20 protein-coding genes are annotated in these 18,938 nt (G+C 66.3%); 11 read left to right on the top strand and 9 right to left on the bottom strand.

Annotated elements, in window-relative coordinates:
• Positions 1-25 precede the first annotated feature (25 nt).
• Genes ACFOHJ_RS04560 through ACFOHJ_RS04570 form a run of 3 tightly spaced genes read right to left on the bottom strand, consistent with a single transcriptional unit; the run spans position 26 to position 2,081 of the window.
• On the bottom strand, positions 26-676 hold the full coding sequence (locus tag ACFOHJ_RS04560) for an amino acid ABC transporter permease (protein WP_378218968.1): 651 nt from the start codon (positions 674-676) through the stop codon (positions 26-28).
• On the bottom strand, positions 673-1,314 hold the full coding sequence (locus tag ACFOHJ_RS04565) for an amino acid ABC transporter permease (protein ID WP_378218970.1): 642 nt from the start codon (positions 1,312-1,314) through the stop codon (positions 673-675). Before ACFOHJ_RS04565 ends, ACFOHJ_RS04560 begins: the two co-directional genes overlap by 4 nt.
• Positions 1,314-2,081, bottom strand: a complete 768-nt coding sequence (locus ACFOHJ_RS04570) for an amino acid ABC transporter ATP-binding protein (protein ID WP_378219202.1) — start codon at positions 2,079-2,081, stop codon at positions 1,314-1,316. The genes ACFOHJ_RS04565 and ACFOHJ_RS04570 overlap by 1 nt, the downstream gene beginning before the upstream one ends.
• Positions 2,082-2,593: 512 nt before the next feature.
• Here ACFOHJ_RS04570 and ACFOHJ_RS04575 point away from each other — a divergent pair.
• The 7 genes from ACFOHJ_RS04575 to ACFOHJ_RS04605 are packed head-to-tail and all read left to right on the top strand — an operon-like array spanning position 2,594 to position 12,209.
• On the top strand, positions 2,594-4,258 hold the full coding sequence (locus ACFOHJ_RS04575; protein ID WP_378219204.1) for a thiamine pyrophosphate-binding protein: 1,665 nt from the start codon (positions 2,594-2,596) through the stop codon (positions 4,256-4,258).
• Positions 4,255-6,348: a hydantoinase/oxoprolinase family protein gene (locus ACFOHJ_RS04580; RefSeq protein WP_378218972.1), complete on the top strand. Its 2,094-nt coding sequence runs from the start codon at positions 4,255-4,257 to the stop codon at positions 6,346-6,348. The genes ACFOHJ_RS04575 and ACFOHJ_RS04580 overlap by 4 nt, the downstream gene beginning before the upstream one ends.
• A complete protein-coding gene (locus ACFOHJ_RS04585) occupies positions 6,345-7,967 on the top strand; it encodes a hydantoinase B/oxoprolinase family protein (RefSeq protein WP_378218974.1) in 1,623 nt (540 codons plus the stop codon). The genes ACFOHJ_RS04580 and ACFOHJ_RS04585 overlap by 4 nt, the downstream gene beginning before the upstream one ends.
• On the top strand, positions 7,964-9,184 hold the full coding sequence (locus tag ACFOHJ_RS04590; RefSeq protein ID WP_378218976.1) for a pyridoxal phosphate-dependent aminotransferase: 1,221 nt from the start codon (positions 7,964-7,966) through the stop codon (positions 9,182-9,184). Before ACFOHJ_RS04585 ends, ACFOHJ_RS04590 begins: the two co-directional genes overlap by 4 nt.
• Positions 9,181-9,999, top strand: coding sequence for an NAD-dependent epimerase/dehydratase family protein (locus ACFOHJ_RS04595; RefSeq protein WP_378218978.1), 819 nt, complete (start codon positions 9,181-9,183; stop codon positions 9,997-9,999). The genes ACFOHJ_RS04590 and ACFOHJ_RS04595 overlap by 4 nt, the downstream gene beginning before the upstream one ends.
• Entirely contained in the window at positions 9,999-11,207 is a 1,209-nt protein-coding gene (locus ACFOHJ_RS04600; protein ID WP_378218980.1) for an NAD(P)/FAD-dependent oxidoreductase, read from the top strand. Before ACFOHJ_RS04595 ends, ACFOHJ_RS04600 begins: the two co-directional genes overlap by 1 nt.
• A gap of 6 nt (positions 11,208-11,213) precedes the next feature.
• On the top strand, positions 11,214-12,209 hold the full coding sequence (locus ACFOHJ_RS04605; RefSeq protein WP_378218982.1) for a LysR substrate-binding domain-containing protein: 996 nt from the start codon (positions 11,214-11,216) through the stop codon (positions 12,207-12,209).
• 23 nt (positions 12,210-12,232) lie between these two features.
• Here ACFOHJ_RS04605 and ACFOHJ_RS04610 read toward each other — a convergent pair whose 3' ends face one another.
• The gene (locus ACFOHJ_RS04610) at positions 12,233-13,129 is read right to left on the bottom strand and encodes a LysR family transcriptional regulator (protein ID WP_378218984.1); all 897 of its coding nucleotides are present in this window, start codon (positions 13,127-13,129) and stop codon (positions 12,233-12,235) included.
• Between the two features lie 105 nt (positions 13,130-13,234).
• Here ACFOHJ_RS04610 and ACFOHJ_RS04615 point away from each other — a divergent pair, with 105 nt between their 5' ends.
• On the top strand, positions 13,235-16,069 hold the full coding sequence (locus tag ACFOHJ_RS04615; protein WP_378218986.1) for an FAD-binding and (Fe-S)-binding domain-containing protein: 2,835 nt from the start codon (positions 13,235-13,237) through the stop codon (positions 16,067-16,069).
• 12 nt (positions 16,070-16,081) lie between these two features.
• On the opposite strand, the gene ACFOHJ_RS04620 is transcribed toward ACFOHJ_RS04615, so the two are convergent.
• Positions 16,082-16,360: a DUF3175 domain-containing protein gene (locus ACFOHJ_RS04620; protein ID WP_378218988.1), complete on the bottom strand. Its 279-nt coding sequence runs from the start codon at positions 16,358-16,360 to the stop codon at positions 16,082-16,084.
• A gap of 174 nt (positions 16,361-16,534) precedes the next feature.
• Here ACFOHJ_RS04620 and ACFOHJ_RS04625 point away from each other — a divergent pair, with 174 nt between their 5' ends.
• A complete protein-coding gene (locus ACFOHJ_RS04625; RefSeq protein ID WP_378218990.1) occupies positions 16,535-16,903 on the top strand; it encodes a hypothetical protein in 369 nt (122 codons plus the stop codon).
• 113 nt (positions 16,904-17,016) lie between these two features.
• Here ACFOHJ_RS04625 and ACFOHJ_RS04630 read toward each other — a convergent pair whose 3' ends face one another.
• Positions 17,017-17,331 (bottom strand): DUF982 domain-containing protein, encoded by a 315-nt coding sequence (locus ACFOHJ_RS04630; protein WP_378218992.1) that lies wholly within the window; start codon positions 17,329-17,331, stop codon positions 17,017-17,019.
• A 102-nt stretch (positions 17,332-17,433) separates the two neighbouring features.
• On the opposite strand from ACFOHJ_RS04630, the gene ACFOHJ_RS04635 reads away from it, so the two are divergent.
• A complete protein-coding gene (locus tag ACFOHJ_RS04635; RefSeq protein WP_378218994.1) occupies positions 17,434-17,616 on the top strand; it encodes a hypothetical protein in 183 nt (60 codons plus the stop codon).
• Here ACFOHJ_RS04635 and ACFOHJ_RS04640 read toward each other — a convergent pair.
• A complete protein-coding gene (locus ACFOHJ_RS04640; RefSeq protein WP_378218996.1) occupies positions 17,579-17,827 on the bottom strand; it encodes a DUF982 domain-containing protein in 249 nt (82 codons plus the stop codon). The two genes, ACFOHJ_RS04635 and ACFOHJ_RS04640, sit on opposite strands and share 38 nt — an antisense overlap.
• A 111-nt stretch (positions 17,828-17,938) precedes the next feature.
• Complete coding sequence (locus ACFOHJ_RS04645) at positions 17,939-18,205, bottom strand: DUF982 domain-containing protein (RefSeq protein WP_378218998.1); 267 nt, start codon at positions 18,203-18,205, stop codon at positions 17,939-17,941.
• A 134-nt stretch (positions 18,206-18,339) separates the two neighbouring features.
• Here ACFOHJ_RS04645 and ACFOHJ_RS04650 point away from each other — a divergent pair, with 134 nt between their 5' ends.
• Positions 18,340-18,498 carry a hypothetical protein gene (locus tag ACFOHJ_RS04650; protein WP_378219000.1) on the top strand — a complete coding sequence of 53 codons (159 nt, stop codon included), beginning with the start codon at positions 18,340-18,342 and terminating at the stop codon, positions 18,496-18,498.
• A 66-nt stretch (positions 18,499-18,564) separates the two neighbouring features.
• Here ACFOHJ_RS04650 and ACFOHJ_RS04655 read toward each other — a convergent pair whose 3' ends face one another.
• On the bottom strand, positions 18,565-18,897 hold the full coding sequence (locus tag ACFOHJ_RS04655; RefSeq protein WP_378219002.1) for a protamine-2 (modular protein): 333 nt from the start codon (positions 18,895-18,897) through the stop codon (positions 18,565-18,567).
• Positions 18,898-18,938: the final 41 nt, after the last annotated feature.

An 18,938-nucleotide genomic window follows, 5' to 3' on the forward strand; every position in this document is an offset into this window, starting at 1 on the left:
CCTTTTCCCTGGTGTGATTAACCGTTCAGTGTGTGGCTCGGGCCTCGACCCAGCTTACGAGCATCGTCGCTGGTATGCAGACCATCAGGTAGAGAAGGCCTGCTAGGGTGAGGGCGGGCAGGTATCGGAACGTGTTCGTTCCGATTTCGTAGGCGCGGCTGGTGAGTTCCGGCAGCGCGATCGCAAAGCACAGGGACGTCGTCTGGAAGATCAGGATCGCGAAGCCGAGCAGCGCCGGGATCGCGATCCTGAGCCCCTGCGGCATGACGACGAAGCGCATCGTGTCGAGCCGCGTCATGCCGGTGGCAAGCGCCGCCTCGCGCTGCCCCGCCGGCACCGACTGCAGCCCGGCGCGGATGATCTCGCTGGTATAGGCGGCCGTCGACAGGCTGAGCGCCACGATGCTGGCGCCGAAGGACGAAAGGACAAGCCCGGTGGAAGGCAGGCCGAAATAGGCGAACTGCAGCAGCACCAGCGAGGGCGCGCCGCGCCCGATCTCGACGACCGCAAGGGCCGCGTAGCGCAGCGCCCTCTCCCGCGCCATCACGCCGAGCGACAGGAAGAAGCCGAGCGGCAGCCCGATCAGCAGGCTAGCCGCCGTCACGCCGAGGCTGAGCATCAGCCCGCCCCACAGTTGCGGAAGCCAGCTGCCGGCCTGTTCGAAAAAGACGCTCATCGCGACACCTTGGCGCGCATGCGGCTGTCGAGGTCGCGTGACAGCCAGGCCACCGGCAGGCTGATCACGATGTAGACGGCGGCGACGAAGCTGAAGACCTCCATGCCGCGATAGGTCGCCATCGACTGCGCATTGGCCTGAAAGGTGAGTTCCGGCACGCCGATGGTGGAGGCGATGGCGCTGTCCTTGAGCAGCCCGATGGCGAAAGTGGCCATCGCCGGCAGCGCCACCCTGAACAGTTGCGGCATGATGACGTCGATCCAGACCCGGACCGGGTGCAGCCCGAGCGCGGCGGCGCCCTCCGCCTGGCCCGAATGGATGGAGAGCAGCGCGCCGCGATAGATTTCCGCCATATAGGCCGACGATATCAGGCCGAGCCCGATCACGGCGGCGGTGAAGGGCGAAATGCGGAAATAGCCGCTGCCGATGCCGAAGAAGATCACGAAAAGCCAGACGATCGGCGGAATGCTGCGCACCAAAGTGATGATGCTGCCGCTGAGCAGTTTCAGCCACAGCCAGCGGCTGCTGCGCGCCAGCATCAGCGGCATGCCGAGGGCAACGCCAATCAGCAGGGCGAGCGCCGTGACGGCCAGCGTCCAGGGAAGGCCCAGCAGGACCTGCGTGGCGATCTCGCCCATCACCGGTCCCTCACCGCGTTCAGGAAGCGCTGGGCGCGCGCCGACTGGGGGTTGCGCATGATCTCGGCGCTCGGCCCGTATTCGATGATGCGGCCGTCGGCCATGATCATCACGTGATCCGAGACGCTTTCAGCGAAATGCATCTCATGCGTCACGACGATCATCGTCATGCCGTCCTGCGCCAGTTCGCGCATGACCGAGAGGACCTCCAGCCCGAGTTCCGGGTCGAGCGCGGATGTCGGCTCGTCGAACAGCATGACCTTGGGGTTGAGCGCCAGCGCGCGGGCGATCGCGATGCGCTGCTGCTGACCGCCCGAACAGCGGTGCGGATATTCCTTCGCCTTGGCGGCGAGGCCGACCCGCTCCAGAAGCTCCATCGATCGGCCGTCGGCCTCGGACTGCGAACGCGTCAACACGCGCTTTTGCGCCAGGCTGATGTTTTCGAGAACGGTCATGTGGGGAAACAGGTTGAACGACTGGAAGACCATCCCGGCCAAGCGCCGAAGCTCAAGAATCTGCCTCTGGCCCGGATGCCGCCCCGCGTCGATCTCCACACCGGCCAGGCGAATGCGGCCTTCGTCCGGCGTCTCCAGGAAATTGATGCAGCGCAGCAGCGTGCTCTTGCCCGAGCCGCTCGGACCGATGATCGCCAGCACCTCGCCCTGCGCGACATCGAGATCGATCCCGTCGAGCACGGTCAGCGTGCCGAAGCTTTTCTTCAGTTTCTCGACATGAACCAAAGAGGACTTCGGCGTGCTGTCGTTCAAAGTGCCCAAAGCTTCTTCCCATCATCGCACCGGGCTGGCCAGCCAGCCACCGGCCAGCGCGGGCATGCCCCTTCACGAGCGCTGGATCTGCTCCCCATCGGCCGCCTTCGGCTCGCGCCGCAAACGACGACCGCTCCATTTCCTTCCGCTGCCACTGTGCCGAAAGCTGTTGCCCCGCCAAATCAAGAAAATCGGCAGATCGGCAAGTTTTTCTTGTCTGCGGTGTTTAGGGCAAACCTTCCCCCGCCGATTACGACGCTCGTCGAGAGTTAACCCCAGCCGAAAAGTACCGGAAAACAAGGCCCGAAACCTCTTTGGGCCGGCAGGCAGCCGGGAATGGTGCGCATGCTTCCTGGCGGCTTGGGCGCCGCGCAAGGGCCCATCGAAACAAGCGACAAGAAAAACTTGTCGGCGAACCGGAAATCTTGATTTTTTCGACGGCTGCGGACGGGCAGGATTGCGCCGAGGTCGGTATCGGCCCGATCGTTCCCGCCAAGCCAAAGGACACTCTGATGCGCAACGGTGGCAAGCTCCTCGTCGACAGCTTGGTCGCCCTCGGCGCCAGGCGCGGTTTCGGCGTGCCCGGCGAAAGCTATCTCGCGGTGCTCGATGCGCTCTACGATACGCGCGGGACGCTGGAGTTCGTCCTTTGCCGCAACGAAGGCGGTGCTGCCTTCATGGCGGCGGCCTGGGGCAAGCTGACCGGAGAGCCGGGGCTGTGCTTCGTCACGCGCGGGCCGGGCGCGACCAATGCCTCGATCGGCATCCACACGGCCATGCAGGATTCGGCCCCGATGATCGTCTTCGTCGGCCAGGTCGGAACCGACATGAAGGGACGCGAGGCGTTCCAGGAAATCGACTATCGCGCCGTCTTCGGCACGATGGCGAAGTGGGTCACCGAAGTCGATCACGTCTCGCGCATCCCCGAAATCCTGGCCCGGGCCTGGACGACCGCGACCACCGGCCGCCCCGGCCCGGTGGTGATCGCGCTGCCGGAGGACGTCCTTACCGACCTCACCGACGCCGCCCCCCTGAGCGGTGCCGCCCCTGTCGCCGAAGCCGCGCCCGGCGCCGAAACGCTGGCGCGGGTCGAGGCGCTGCTTTCCGCGGCCGAGCGCCCGCTGGTTCTGGTCGGCTGCTGCAACTGGAACGAGGACGGCCGCAACGCGCTGCGGTCCTTCGCGGAAGCCTCGGACCTGCCGGTCGTCGTCGCCTTCCGCTACCAGGACCAGTTCGACAATTTCTCGCCCTGCTATGCCGGCGAGGCCGGCGTCGGCATGCCGTTCCACGTGCGCAAGCTGATGCGCGAGGCCGACGTGATCCTCGCCATCAACATCCGCTTCGGGGAAATGACGACGGATGGCTACACGCTTCTCGACGTCCCCGTACCGACGCAGAAGCTCATCCACGTGCACGGTTCGGACCGGGAAATCGGCAAGATTTATCAGCCGACCCTGGGCATCCATGCCGGCCCCAACGCCTTCGCGGCGACGCTGCGGCCGGTGAAAGGCGGCTGGGGCGCATGGCGGCAGGCGGCACGCACCGCCTGGGAAGCCGGCTTCGACGCCCCTGCGCAGCCGTCGCCGGTCGACATGGTGCCGGTCATGGAGCACCTTCGCGACGTGCTGCCCGAAGACGCGATCCTGACCAACGGCGCCGGCAACTTCACCGTCTGGCCGAACAAGTTCTTCAAGTTCGGGCAGAAGGCCAGGCTGCTTGCCCCGCAATCGGGAGCGATGGGCTACGGCCTGCCGGCGGCGATAGCCGCCCGGATCGCCTACCCTGAGCGCACCGTGGTCTGCTTTGCCGGCGACGGCGACTTCCAGATGAATTGCCAGGAACTGGCGACCGCCCGGCAGGCGGGCGCGCAGCCGATCGTGCTCATCCTGAACAACGGCATCTACGGCACCATCCGCGCCCATCAGGAAAAACGCTATCCGGGGCGGGTTTCCGGCACGACCATGGAAAGCCCCGATTTCGTGGCGCTGGCCAGGGCCTATGGCTATCACGGCGAACGCGTGAACAAGACCGAGGAATTTCCGGCCGCCTTCGCGCGGGCCCTCGCCTCGCGAACCGGCGCCGTGCTCGACCTCAATATCTCGCCCGAAGCGCTGACCCCGCGCCAGACCCTGACCCAGATGCGCGAGGCCGCGCTTGCCGCAAAGGAACCCGCATGAGCGACCGGCAGAGCATCCGCCTCGGCGCCGATATCGGCGGAACCTTCACCGACATTGCGCTTGATTGCCGGGGCAAGCTGTATTCGGCCAAGCTGCTGACCACCTACAGCGCGCCGGAACAGGCGATCCTCGACGGCATCCGAACGGTGATGGCCGAGGCCGGCATCACGCCGGCCGACCTCGACCTCGTCATCCACGGCACGACGCTTGCCACCAATGCGCTGATCGAGCGGCGCGGCGCGCGCACGGCCCTCGTGACGACAAAAGGCTTTCGCGACGTCATCGAGATGCGCACCGAAAACCGCTTCGAGCAATACGACCTCAACATAAGACTGCCGAGCCCTCTCATTCCCCGCGAGGATCGCTTCACCGTGGCCGGCCGCATCAGCGCGCAAGGCGAGGAACTGGTGCCGCTCGACGAGGCCGCGCTGGAAGAGCTGGCCGACCATATCGCGGCCGCCGGTTTCGAGGCGATCGCGGTCGGTTTCATCCACGCCTACCTCAACCCTGCCCATGAGCGCCGGGCGCGCGAAATCATCGCCCGCAAGACCAGCGCGCCGATCTCGATCTCGTCGGAAGTGTCGCCGCAGATGCGGGAGTTCGAGCGCTTCAACACGGTATGCGCCAACGCCTATGTTCGTCCGCAGATGGCGAACTATCTTTCCCGCCTGCAGACGAGGCTGAAGGAGATGGGCGCTTCCTGCCCGGTCTTCATGATTCATTCCGGCGGCGGCCTGATTTCGGTGGAGACGGCCTCGGAATTTCCCGTGCGGCTGGTCGAGTCCGGCCCGGCCGGCGGCGCGATCTTCGCGGCCGACATCGCCCAGCGTTTCGGCGTCGAAAGGGCGGTGAGCTACGACATGGGCGGCACGACCGCGAAAATCTGCCTGATCGAGGATTTTCAGCCCAAGACCGCCCGCACCTTCGAGGTGGCGCGTACCTACCGCTTCTGCAAGGGCTCGGGCATGCCGATCTCCATTCCGGTGATCGAGATGATCGAGATCGGCGCCGGCGGCGGCTCCATCGCCTGGGTGGATGCCATGGGCCGCATCCAGACCGGGCCGGAATCGGCGGCCTCGGAACCCGGCCCCGCCTGCTACCAGCGCGGCGGCGAGCGGCCGGCGATCACCGACGCCGACCTTCTCCTGGGCAAGCTCGACCCGGACAATTTCGCCGGCGGGGCGATCCGGCTTTCCGTGGCGAATGCCGCGCAGGCGGTGGAGCGCGACGTCGCCGGCAAGCTCGGCCTTTCCGCCGAGGCGGCGGCCTTCGGCATCTGCGAGGTGGTGGACGAGAACATGGCCAACGCCGCTCGCGTGCACGCGGTGGAGAACGGCAAGAACATTTCCGACAACGTCATGATCGCCTTCGGCGGCGCGGCCCCCCTCCATGCGGCGCGGCTGTGCGAGAAGCTCGGCATCGGCCGATGCCTCATCCCCGCCGGCGCGGGGGTGGGATCGGCCATCGGCTTCCTCAAGGCGCCGTTCGGCTACGAGGCGCTGGCGTCGCGGGTCATGCGGCTGTCGGATTTCGGCGCGTCGGAGGTGAATGCCCTGCTCGACGGCCTGAAGGCCACGGCGGAAGGGTTCGTGCGCAGCGGCACGGATGGAAGGATCGTGCGCGAGGTCACCGCCTTCATGCGCTATGTCGGCCAGGGGTGGGAAATTCCCGTCACCCTGCCCGATCGTGCCTTCGCGGCGGCGGATGCCGAACTCATCCGCGACAGCTTCCGGCAGAACTACGCGCGCTTCTTCGGCCGCGCCATCGACGGCCTCGGCGGTCTCGAAATGGAGATCGTCACCTGGTCGGTGAAGGCGCAGGACCAGCGCCCGGCGCCGGGACGCCTCACCCTCATCGAGGGCCGCTCGGCGGCCGAGCCTTCGGTCAGCCGCGGCGTCTTCGACCCGGTGCGCGGCGAAAGCCTCGCCACCGCCATCGTCGAGCGCCACACGCTGTCCCCCGGTGCGCGCGTCAGCGGACCGGCGGTGATCGTAGAGCGCGAGACCTCGACCGTCGTCACCTCGTCCTTCGACGTGGTCATGCAGGACGACGGCGCGCTTCTCCTCCTGCGCAAGGAACCGGCAGCATGAGCGACGCCACCCAGGAAATCCGCATGCAGGTGATGTGGAACCGGCTGATCTCCGTCGTCGAGGAGCAGGCGCTCACCCTGCTGCGCACGGCCTTCTCGACCTCGGTGCGCGAGGCGGGCGACCTTTCCGCCGGCGTGTTCGACCCGACGGGCCGCATGCTGGCACAGGCCGTCACCGGGACGCCCGGCCATGTCAACACCATGGCGGAAGCGGTGCTGAACTTCATGGCGGAAATCCCGCGCGAGGAAATGTACCCCGGCGACACCTATGTCACCAACGACCCGTGGAAGGGTACCGGTCACCTGCACGACATCACCATGGTCTCGCCGTCCTTCCTCGGCGACGACCTGGTCGGCTTCTTCGCCTGCACGGCGCATGTGGTCGATGTCGGCGGGCGCGGCTTCGGCGCGGACGGCAAGTCCGTCTACGAGGAAGGCATCCAGATCCCGATCATGAAGTTCGCCGAGCGGGGCAAGGTCAACCGCGATCTGGTCAACATCCTGCGCGCCAATGTGCGCGAGCCCAACCAGGTGGTCGGCGACTTCTACTCGCTCGCCGCCTGCAACGATGTCGGCCACCGCCGCCTCATCGACATGATGCAGGAAACCGGGCTGTCGTCGCTCGACACGCTTGGGGAGTTCATCTTCACCCGCACGCGTACGGCGACGCTGGAGCGCATCCGCGCCCTGCCGAAAGGCGAATGGTCCAACGACATGACCATCGACGGCTACGACCAGCCGGTGCGGCTTGCCGCCTGCGTGCACATCGCCGACGACGTGGTCAATGTCGACTTCACCGGTACGGACCCCATGAGCCGCTGGGGCATCAACGTCCCGATCATCTATTCCAAGGCCTACGCCTCCTATGCGCTGAAATGCGTAATGGCGCCGGACATTCCCAACAACTGGGCGTCGCTGGAACTCTTCACCGTTTCGTCGCCGCCCAACATCCTCAACGCCAGGCGGCCCGCCCCGGTGAGCCTGCGTCACGTCATCGGCCACATGGTGCCGGACCTCGTGCTCGGCGCGCTGGCAAAGGCCTTGCCCGGGCAGATCCAGGCGGAAGGCGCGGCGGCGCTGTGGAACATCCACATTTCGGCGCGCCCCGCCGCAGGCCGGGAAGGCCGCAGCGCCGAAATCCTGATGTTCAACTCCGGCGGCATGGGCGCGCGGCCCAACCTGGACGGACTTTCGGCGACCGCCTTCCCGTCCGGCGTAATGACCATGCCGGTCGAGGCGACCGAGCATACCGGCCCGATCATCGTCTGGCAGAAGGAACTGCGGCCGGATTCGGGCGGCGCCGGCAAGTATCGCGGCGGGCTCGGCCAGTCGATCGAGATCGGCGCCGCCCCCGGCCATGAATTCGACTTTTCCGCCATGTTCGACCGGGTCGACCACCCGGCGCGCGGGCGCGACGGCGGCGCCGACGGCCTGCCGGGATCAGTGACGCTGGACGACGGCACCAAACTCAGGCCAAAAGGCTGGCAGCACGTGCCGGCGGGACGGCGACTTGTCCTGCAACTGCCGGGTGGCGGCGGCTACGGCCGGGCCGAAGAGCGGGAGGCGCAGGCGAGGGTCAGCGACATCTCCAGGGGCTACATTACGGAGAAGGCACGATGAACCACATCGCGGAGCGGCTGTCGGCGGTGAAGCCGTCCGCCTCCATGGCCGCTTCACAGGCCGCCAGGGCGCTGCGCGCCAAGGGCATCGACGTGATCGACCTCGGCCTCGGGGAACCAGATTTTCCGACACCGCGCCACATCGTGGAAGCCTGCCATGCCGCCATGCTGGCCGGCGAAACGCACTATACGGCGGCGGGCGGCACGCCGGCGCTGCGCGAGGCCGTAGCCGAAAAGTTCCGCCGCGAAAACGGCCTCGACGTAACGGCCGACGACATCGTCGTCGCCAATGGAGCCAAGCAGATCATCTTCAACGCGCTGATGGCGACCTTGGAGCCCGGCGACGAAGCCATCATCCCGGCGCCCTATTTCGTCTCCTATCCGGAAATGGTGAAACTGCTCGGCGGCCAGCCCGTCATCGTCGACTGCCCGGCCGAAGCGGGTTTCCGGCTGCGGCCGGAAGACCTCGAGGCGGCGATCACGCCGCGCACGAAATGGCTGTTCCTGAACACGCCCGGCAACCCTTCCGGCGCCGTCTACAGTGCGGAGGAACTGCGGGCGCTGGGCGCGGTTCTCAAGCGCCATCCGCGCGTGCTCGTGCTGTCCGACGAGATTTACGAGCATATCATCTTCGACGGCCGCTCCTTCGCCTCCTTCGGCGCCGCCTGCCCGGACCTGAAGGAACAGACGCTGATCGTCAGCGGCGTCGCCAAGGCCTACGCCATGACCGGCTGGCGCGTCGGCTATGCGGCCGGCCCGGCACCACTGGTCAAGGCCATGAACACCGTCCAGAGCCAGAGCTGCACGTCGGTCGCCGCCCCCATGCAGGCTGCCGCGCTGGCGGCGCTGACCGGGCCGCAGGACTGTGTGGCCGGGTTCCGCTCCGCGTTCCAGCGGCGGCGCGACCTCGTCGTCGCCGGCATCGCCGCAATCCTGAAGCTGTCGCTGGCGCCGCCCGAGGGCGCCTTCTACGCCTATATCGGCTGCCGCGGGCTGATCGGGCGGCGGACTCCCGCCGGGCGCGTCCTCGATACGGATGCCGCCGTGTCCGACTACCTGCTCAATGAAGCGCATGTCGGGTCGGTGCCCGGAGCCGCCTACGGCCTATCGCCCTTCTTCCGCATCTCCACCGCAACGTCCGACGCCGTGCTGACGGACGCGATCACGCGCATCGCGCGGTCGATTGCAAAGCTTGAACCTGCAAAGGCCGACGCATGACAACTCCCGTTTTCGACACGCTCCTGCTCACCGGCGCCGCCGGCCGGCTCGGCACGGAACTCCGGCGCGGGCTTGCGCCGCTCGCCCGCACGCTGCGCCTTTCCGACCACAAGGAGATCGCCGACCTGCAACCCAACGAGCAGGCCGTCATCTGCGAACTGTCGGACAAGGAACGCGTGCTGGAAATGACCCGGGGCGTCGACGCCATCCTTCATTTCGGCGGCGCGCCGCTGGAAACGGCGTGGGAAACCATCCTCGATTCCAATATACGCGGCAGCTACAATATCTACGAAGGCGCACGCCAGAACGGCGTCAAGCGCGTCGTCTATGCCTCCTCCGTGCATGCCATCGGCTATCACCGCCTCGAGGACAATATCGACGCCCGTTCCCCGCATCGCCCGGACAGCCTCTACGGCCTGTCCAAATGCTTCGTGGAGGACCTCGGCCAGCTCTATTGGGACAAGTTCGGCATCGAAAGCGTGAACCTGCGCATCTTCTCCTCGTTCCCTGAGCCCGCCGACCGGCGCATGCTGTGGTCCTGGCTTAGCTTCGACGACTGCATAAGGCTGGTCGAAGCGGCGCTTACCGCGCCGAGCACCGGGCACACCGTCGCCTTCGGCATTTCCGACAACCGCGTTCGTCCGGTCGACGACCGGCTGAGCGCGCATCTCGGCTTCCATCCGCAGGACAATTCCGAACGCTACCGCGCGGCAGTGGAAGCAAGGACGCCGCCGCCCGATCCGCACGCGCCGGCGGTACAGCGGCTGGGCGGCTGGTTCGTCGACCTCGGCCACCCGGACGACGAGGCCAAGTGATGAACGAGCGCTACGACGTCGTCATCGTCGGCGGCGCGGTGATCGGCTCGGCCATCGCCTATTTCCTTGCGGCCAATCCCGATTTCGACGGCAGCGTCCTCGTGGTCGAGCGCGACCCGACCTACCTTAAGGCGGCCACGTCGCTGTCGTCCTCGTCCATCCGCACGCAGTTCTCCAACCCGATCAATGTCAGGATCAGCCAGTTCGGCAGCGAATTCATCCGTGCCTTCGCGGACCGGATGCAGGTGGCCGGCGAGGCAAAACCGGATCTGGGTTTTCATCCGGGCGGCTACCTGTTTCTCGCCGGTTCCACGGAACAGGAGACAGTGCTGCGCGAGAACCACGCGGTGCAGAAGGCCTGCGGCGCCGATGTCGTCCTGTGGAACCGCGACGAACTCGCCAACGCCTTCCCGCACCTCAACGTCGAGGACATCCTGCTGGCCTCCTACGGCCGCTCCGGGGAAGGCTGGTTCAACAACACCGGCCTCCTGCACGGCTTCAAGGCCAAGGCGCGGGAACTCGGCGCCGACTATGTGACCGACGAGGTCGTCGGCATCGACCGGGAGGGCGGCCGCGTCACCGCCGTCCGGCTGAGGTCGGGCGCGCGTGTCGAGGCCGGCACCGTCGTCAACGCCTCCGGTCCACGGGCGGCCCTTACCGCCAGGATGGCAGGACTCGACATTCCGGTCGAGCCGCGCAAGCGCACGATCTTTGTCTTCGACTGCGCCCGGGCGCCGGAAGGCAGCGCCACGGTGAATGGCGGCCGGCTGCCCTTGATGATCGATCCATCGGGCGTGTTCTGCCGGCCGGAAGGCCGGTTCTTCCTGGCCGGCTGTCCGCCGGTCGAGGACCCGGCGGCAGATTTCGACGACTTCGAGCCGTGCTACGAGGAATTCGAGGACATCATCTGGCCGGCGCTCGCCGGGCGTTCGCCGGCCTTCGAGGCGATCAAGGTCGTCAATCAATGGGCCGGGCACTATGATTTCAACGTGCTCGATCACAATCTCGTTGTCGGCCGCCATCCGGATGTGCAGAACTTCATTTTCGCGAACGGATTTTCCGGGCATGGTCTGCAACAGAGCCCGGCCACCGGGCGCGGCGTTTCGGAACTGATCGTCTACGGCCAATACCGCACGCTGGACCTGTCGGAAGTAGGCTATGAGCGTATTGTCGAAAACCGGCCGTTCCTGGAGAAAGCGGTGATCTGAGAGGATATGCGGGACGAAGCAACCGAAGGACTGGAACGGGCGCATCGCCTCGGCATTCTCAAAAAGGGTGCCGCAGCGAGCGAGCGGCCATTCCGCCTTCCCCCGCTCAACGCCCTGCGCGTATTCCACACCGTGGTGCGCCACCAAAGTTTCCGCAGCGCGGCCGACGAACTGCTGGTGTCGCCGCAGGCGGTCAGCCAGCAGATAAAGCTGCTCGAGGACATCCTCGCCGTTGAGCTGTTCGACCGCAAGGGGCGGGCGATCGAGCCGACGGAGCACGCGATCCTGCTCGCCCACTTCGTCCAGTCCGCCTTCGACGAACTGACCGAGGGCGTGCTGCGCGTCACCAAGGGTTCGCACCGCAAGCGCATCAATCTCAATGTCAGTCCCTATTTCGCCACGCGCTACCTTCTCGGCCGATTGGCCAGATTCCGGGAGCTGATGCCGGACGCCGATATCCGCCTGACGACGATGGTGGAACTGCCCGATTTCATCCGCGACGACGTCGATGTCGCCATCCAGTGGGGCTACAGCGAATGGGCGCCCTATGAGAGCACGCTGCTGCTGCGCGACCAGAAGGTGGTGTGCTGCACACCGGCGCTGGCCCGCCAGATCCGTTCGCCGCAGGACCTGCTCGACCTGCCCCTGCTGCACCCGGTGCTGTCGGACCGGCTCTGGATGGATGTGCTGCGCCATCTCGGCGTTTCCAGCGAGGAAGCGCCTGGCGGCATCCGGTTCCAGGACGCCGCGACCATGCGGCGCGCGACGGTGGAAGGGCTGGGCGTCGGGCTGATCTCCACCATCGACGCGCTCGAGGACCTGAAGCTCGGCAAGATCGTGGCGCCCTTCGGCCGCAACGTCATGCAGGACATGTCGCCGGCGCAGGTTCCCGGCTTTCACCTGGTTCTTCCCAAGACCCACCGACGCCTGCCGGCGATTTCCGCCTTCTGCCGCTGGATCGAGGAACAGGACTGGTCGATGCCGGACGACGCCCCGCTCTGAGCCTCAGCCTCGCAAGGGGCATCTCAATTCTCCAACCCCACACGTTCCTCAAGCAGCGCGATGAACGCTCGCGCGGGGCCCGAAACCGTGCGCCGCGCCGGCTCAAGCAAGTAGAGGGTGCGCCACAGGTCGAGGTCGGCGATCTCGACGAAGGCGATCGCTGGATCGCGGAACAGCGCCACCGCGTTGCGGGGCAGCAGCGCCATCCCGAGGCCGGCGCGGATCATGCACAGTTGCGCGATGGTGGAGTGGGCGCTGAGCCTGCCGCCGTGAAACGCCTCGGGAATTTCCGAGCAGCGCATCAACAGTTGCTGCGTTCCCGTGCTGGAATCGAGCCCGATCAGGTCATCGACCCTGATGTCCGCAAGGTTCACCGCGCCTTGCGTGGCGATCGGATGCATCGCCAGGCAGGCAAGCCCGAAGGGATCGCGCATGATTTCGCGCTGGTGCAGGTCGGGCGAGCGCAGCGCGCGGCCGGCAACGGCGAGGTCCAGCCGGCCCGTGGAAACGAGTTCCGCCAGGCTTTCGGCGATATCGTCGTGAAGCACGCAGCGCGTGCCTGGATTGCCTTCAAGGAACGTCGCCAGCACCGGCGCGATCAACTCCGAGATCGCCGACGGTGAGGCGCCGATGAAGAGCGTGCCCTGCTCAAGCCCGGCGTTCTGGCGCAGACGGGTGATCGCTCGGTCCATGCCCTCCAGAAGCGGTTCGCTCTCCTCCAGGAAAGCCTTGCCCAGCGGCGTGATCGCCGGCGGGCGCATGGCGCGGTCGAACAGCGGCGCACCGATCGAAGCTTCGAGTTGGCGCACGACCTCCGTCAGCGCCGAGGGCACGATGCCCAGCACTGAAGCCGCCGCCGCAAACGTGCCCTCGCGCGAAATGGCCTGCAGCGCCCGGATATGGCGCAGGTTTATATTCATATTTTCCGAATTTACCTTCATATAATACTGATTTTATGAAGTCTGGCTTCGTGTCAAGTAGGGTTGGCACATCGGCCCCAACCCGCTGCGAACGACACCGCCTTGATGACCACGCCAATTGACAACGACAGGTTCGGCCGCTTGCCGGATGCGCTCCGCCGCGCGGGGTTTTCGGGCGACATTGAAAACGACAGCGCCATGCTCGCGGCGATGTCCACCGACAGTTCGGTGTACCAGATCCGGCCGGATCTCGTCGTCGCGCCGCGCATCGCGCACGACATGGTGACGCTGCTCAGCGTAATGGAAACGCCGGAATTCCGTGGCGTGGCCATCACCGGGCGCGGCGGCGGCACCGGCACGAACGGGCAAAGCCTGAACCACGGCGTCATCGTCGATCTGCGCCGGCACATGAGCCGGCTCATCGAGTTGAACGCCGGGGAAGGCTGGGCCGATGTCGAGCCCGGCATGGTGCTGGACGACCTCAACGAACGCATCCGTTCGTCGGGCTGGTTCTTCGCCCCGGAAACCTCGACCTCGACGCGCTGCACCATAGGCGGCATGGTCAGCACCGACGCTTCGGGCAAGGGCTCGCGTGTCTACGGCAAGACCTCCGACAACATTCTTGGCCTCGATATCGCCCGCCCCCAGGGGCTCCTGTCCAGCATGGCGCCGCCGCCACAATGGGCACGCGGCATGCTGGCGGAGGCCGAGGCGGCGGCTCGCGCCGGACGGCAAGTCTTCATCGAGCGCACGCCGAAGCTGAACCGCCGCTTCACCGGATACGACCTCGAGCGGTCCTGCCCCGAGGGCGGCGGCTTCGAATGGTGGCGCCTGTTCCTGGGTGCGGAAGGGACGCTCGGCCTCATCGCGCGCATCCGGGTCAGGCTGCGCCGCATCGAGCCGGAAAAGCGCCTGATCGTCGCCGGCTTCGATGGCCTTTCCAACGCGCTCGCCGCGGCGCCGACGCTCGTGGCAGCGGACCCCACAGCCGTCGAAGTGATGGACGAGACGGTGCAGGCGATCGCGGACCGGGCAGGCATCCTCGCCCGGCTGCCGGCCGGCTTGCGCGCGGCGGCCGGAGAGCGCGTCGCCTATATCTTTATCGAGATCAACGGCGCGGATGCCGCGCAGGTCGACGCGCGGATGCGCCAGTGCCGCGGCATCCTCGCCACCCTGCCCGGCGCAGGCGCCATCCATGTCGCGCGCGATTTATCGGAAATCAGGGAACTGTGGGCGATCCGCTCCGCCGGCGTCGGGCTGCTCGGCAAGGTCGACGGGCCGACCCGCCCGATCGCCTTCGTCGAGGACACCGTGGTGCCCCCGGAAAACCTGCCCGCCTTCGTCGACGAATTCCTCGCGCTGCTGTCCCGCAACGGCCTGGGCTTCGGCCTTTACGGCCACATCGATGTCGGCTGCCTGCATATCCGCCCGGCGCTGAACATCGACCGGGACGACGATCGCGTGCGGCTGGCCGAAATCTCCGACGCCGTCTTCGCGCTGACGCGCAAATATGGCGGCATCTTCTGGGGCGAGCATGGCAAGGGGGTGCGCGGCGCCTATCTGCGCGACTGGATCGGGTCCGAAGCCTACTGCGCCCTGCAGGGCGTCAAGGCGGCCTTCGACCCGACCGGAAGGTTCAATCCCGGCAAGCTGGTTTCCAACGACCAGCCGATCATGGGGATCGCCTCCACCCCGTTCCGCGCCTTCAACGCGCCGGAGGGCGACCCGCTCACCAAGGCGTTCCGCTGCAATGGCAACGCGCAATGCCTGAGCTACGCCGCCGCGACGCCGATGTGTCCGAGTTTCAAGGCCAGCGCCGATGTGCGCCACAGCCCCAAGGGCCGGGCCGACGCGCTGCGCGACTGGCACGGCGCACGCAGCGCCAACGCTCCCGACCTCGCCGAACGCGAGGAAAGCCTGCTCAGCGTGCTCGACACCTGCCTGGGTTGCAAGGCCTGTGCGTCGAGTTGCCCGGTGCAGGTCGACATCCCTTCCATGCGCACCGCCTTCTATGCCGATTATTTCGCGCGCCACCCCCGTTCGTTGGCCGACCGGCTGGCGCTGGCGGCCGAGCGCATCAGCCCGTTGACCTTGCGCCTGGCGCCCGTGCTTGCGCCGGTATGGCCGCTGATGGCGAAGTTCGGCGCCAGGCTTATCGGCAGCGTCGACCTGCCCGACGGCCTCACCACCGGCTTGCCAGCCGCCCTCAGGCTGACGGAATCCGACCTCGGGCAGCCCCCGCCGGACGGCACCGTCATCCTGGTGCAGGACTGGTTCACAGCGCTGTTCGACCGCCAGGCGCAGCAGGATGCGATCGCTGGCTTCGCGGCGCTCGGCTACCGGCCGCGCCTGCTTGAGATGTGCCCCGCCGGCAAGGCCGCGCACAATGCCGGCGACATGCAGGGCTTTTATCGCATGGCGAAACGTCTCGCCGCCCTGCTTGACAAGGCCGCGGCCACCGGCGCGCCGCTCGTCGCGTTCGAGCCGGCCTTCGGCATGATGCTGCGACAGGAATACGCCAGGGCCGGGATAGAGCTTCCGAAGGTGTGGGCGCCGCAGGAATTCCTCGCCGCGGAAGCCAAAATCCGGAAGTTCCCGCAGGCGCAGCCGGGCGCGGCAGCCAAAATACTCCAGCATTGCACCGAGGCGACGGCAATGCCGCAAGCGGCCGGCCAATGGCGCGAGGTTTTTGCCGCGCTGGGCGTGGAGGCGGAGACGCCACCCACCGGATGCTGCGGCATGGCGGGCTTTTTCGGCCATCAAAAGCGGCATCAGGAGGTCTCGACCAGGCTGTTCGACCTGTCCTGGCGACGGGAGGTCGACAGCGATGCGGTCACGGTCACCGGCTTTTCCTGCCGCTGCCAGAGCAAGCGCCTTGCCGGACGGCCGCTTCGACATCCGTTGGGTATGATCGGCCGGATGCTGGGCCAAACGGAGTGAGTCCCGGGGCGGTCAGGACGTGTCGCGCCCGAACTCCCGGCGCAATTCGACCTTGGCCTTCTCCAGCACTTTCTTTCGCTCCGCCGGAAGGTTCTTGCCGGCGCGGTTGATGTAGAAGGTCAGCATCGACATCGCCGAGCGGAACGGCTCCGACTTGCGCCTGTCGCTGTTCTCGGCCGATCGCTTCAGCGAACACGCGATACGGGCGGGATCGCCGGATTCGAAGATGTGCTCCTCGAGCGAGAGGGCATCGCTTTTCTCGGTGACCTCGGCCGACCATTTCTTCGGCATGGTGACCTCCTTGCTGCTACCCTCCCCTACTGGCGACGCTTTCGTGGTCCGTAGCCATGAAACCGAACGCGCCATGGGCCGCCGTGTTCCCCATCGTTCCGTAAGCATGCGCTGAAAATCCGGAACCTGCACCGTCCGAACGGGTTTTGCCTGCACAACATGAAAGGCGAAGCCATGCGTATTCTCACGCTCGTTGCCGCCCTTTCCGTTATCGTCGGCACGCCGGCGACAGCACAGGCGCCAACGGATCAACATCCCGCCCCGCCGTCCATGCAGCAGATGCTAGGCCCCGCGCCGGAGCAGAGCGTAACCGCAATCGACATCGTCCGGCTCGAAGACCTGCCACCCGAGGTGAAGGGCGTCATCGAGGCGAAGCTGCGCGACACCAGCGTGGACGACCTGCGCGCACTGCATTCGTCCGTCCAGTCCTCGCCCGTGGCCATGACGATGCTTGCCCAGAACGGGCTCGACATCTCGCAGGTGGTGGCGGCCGCCGTCGATCCGACAGGCACGCTGACCCTGGTCATCCAGGACACCGCCTGAAAGCGCGGCACAACCCTCCGGGTCCCGTTCGCTTTACGGCAGCGCACCGCAAAGCGAAGGGTGTCCATGGAGTTAATTTGGCGAAACGGTTATGAAGGGCATCGGCAATGCGCCTAGGCTGTAACCCCGCCGCTGCGGCCCGAGTTGTAGATCATCCACGGTATCGGCGCGCTGAGGTCTTCGAGAATATTGGCCGATTTGGCAAAGCCGGCAAACGCCTGTTTCGCGCAGGACAGCGGATAATCGCTGTCGAAGGCCCGCTGGCACGCGCGAAGCGCGGTATGGTAGATCGGGCCGCGCCGTTTCTTCGGCCATTCGTAGAGAAATTCGAGTGCGTCTTCGAGACACCCTATTTCCTGGACCATGCCTGTTCCCTGCTTCACGAAAACAGGACCGTCGAATATCCGATCGTTCATCAGATCCTCCAAGTCGAACGAGTTTCGAGTTTCGATTCAGGTACCTGGGCCGATAATGGCCGGCACCCGATATCGATATGTGGTCAGTGAACTGCAGCGTCAAGGAGGCCCCAAATGCCAAAACCCGTCGCATGGTTCGGTGTGTACACGGCGTCCGGCAAACTGGTCGACGTAACCCCCGGCCGGTTCCACGCCGATGAGATCGCCGCCGACCTGGCCAGGGAAAAGCGCATCAGGCACGTGGTGGTGCCGGTGATCATCACGGCGGCGGATCCTGCGTCGCGGGACGCAACTTGATGAGGACGCCATCCTCGGCGGCAAGCTTTCGGAACGCTTCGAGCGCCGTCGTGGGGTTGCAGTGGCCGGACAGCGCATCGTCGACTATCCGGGCGGTCTCCCGATACCGGGCGCTATCCTTTTTCGGCCAGTTCACGCTTGCGAGGGCGCGGGCGGCGTCAGCGACGCAATCGACGCTTCGTCGAGGACCAAGAGAGGTCCGGATGGTCATTCGAGTTGGCACGACATGCCTCTTTCACCGATAAAGCGGGAGTGAAATGCGCCAGCCGCCGGTAGGTTGCATGTTTTTTCCGCGACCGGCGATCCCGCATAAAGCGAGGGATCAGAGGGCGATCCTGCCTTCGGCCAGGACCCCTGCCTCGTCGCAGAAATCCATGAAACGCGCCCTGGCCTCGTCGGCGGCAATCGACTTGCTCACCGCCGATTCCAGCGAGTTCGAGGCGACGAAATAGAGCGGGCCGCGTTTGTCGACCGGCCATTCCTTGATAAACGCCAAGGCTTCCTCGACGGTAGATATCGGACTGACTCCGATCTCGCCGTCCCTGACCCATACGCTGACGCTGAACTGCACCGCAGCCTCCCCGGCCACTTGCCGTCCTTTCTGGAACGCGCAAACGCGCTGGAGGTTGCATCGCCGGCGCCGAGATCGGGGATGGGGAACGTCAGGTCAGGCCGGAGGCGCCGGAACGATCCCGCCGAAGGGGTGTTGTTCCGGGAATGAAGATGCGCAACGAGAAACTCGCCATGGGCATTGGCGCCGGGATCGCGGTCGGGTCGGTCGTGGGCGTCGTGGCGGAAAATGTCGCGATGGGCGTGGGCGTCGGTATCGCGATCGGCATTGCGATGGGCTTGGCCGCCGACAACTGGCCCGATCGCAGATAACGGACCTGAAACGAGACCCCGGCCGGAACCGAGGTCGGGCAGTACGTTCAGCGTGGAAAAGACTTCCTACCAGTAGCGCCATACACGCTCCCGCCAGCATCGCCGGTGCCACCTGCCATGCCGACGCACGCGCCGGCAGACCGTGCGCCAGACACGCCGCCTGCGCGGCCGCCGGTGGTGATGCCTGCGATAATACCAATCGCGCCGACGGCGGTCCTCGTCCCGGCGGTACTGGACGTCTTCCACGGTGTCGGCATCCAGCGGCGCGTCGAGTTCGCTGAGAATGCCGCCGGAGTTGGACGGAATCCCTGCTATGGCGGCTCCCGGCTTCACCACGGTGGCAAGCGCCGCCGCTCCGGCAAGGCCGAACATTCCGGTGAGGAACAGTCTTCGATCCATGATTTCCTCCAGTCTATTGACCGGTATTCAACGCGAGCGGG

This window comes from Aquamicrobium soli, assembly GCF_042646345.1.
Lineage (GTDB): Bacteria > Pseudomonadota > Alphaproteobacteria > Rhizobiales > Rhizobiaceae > Mesorhizobium > Mesorhizobium soli_A.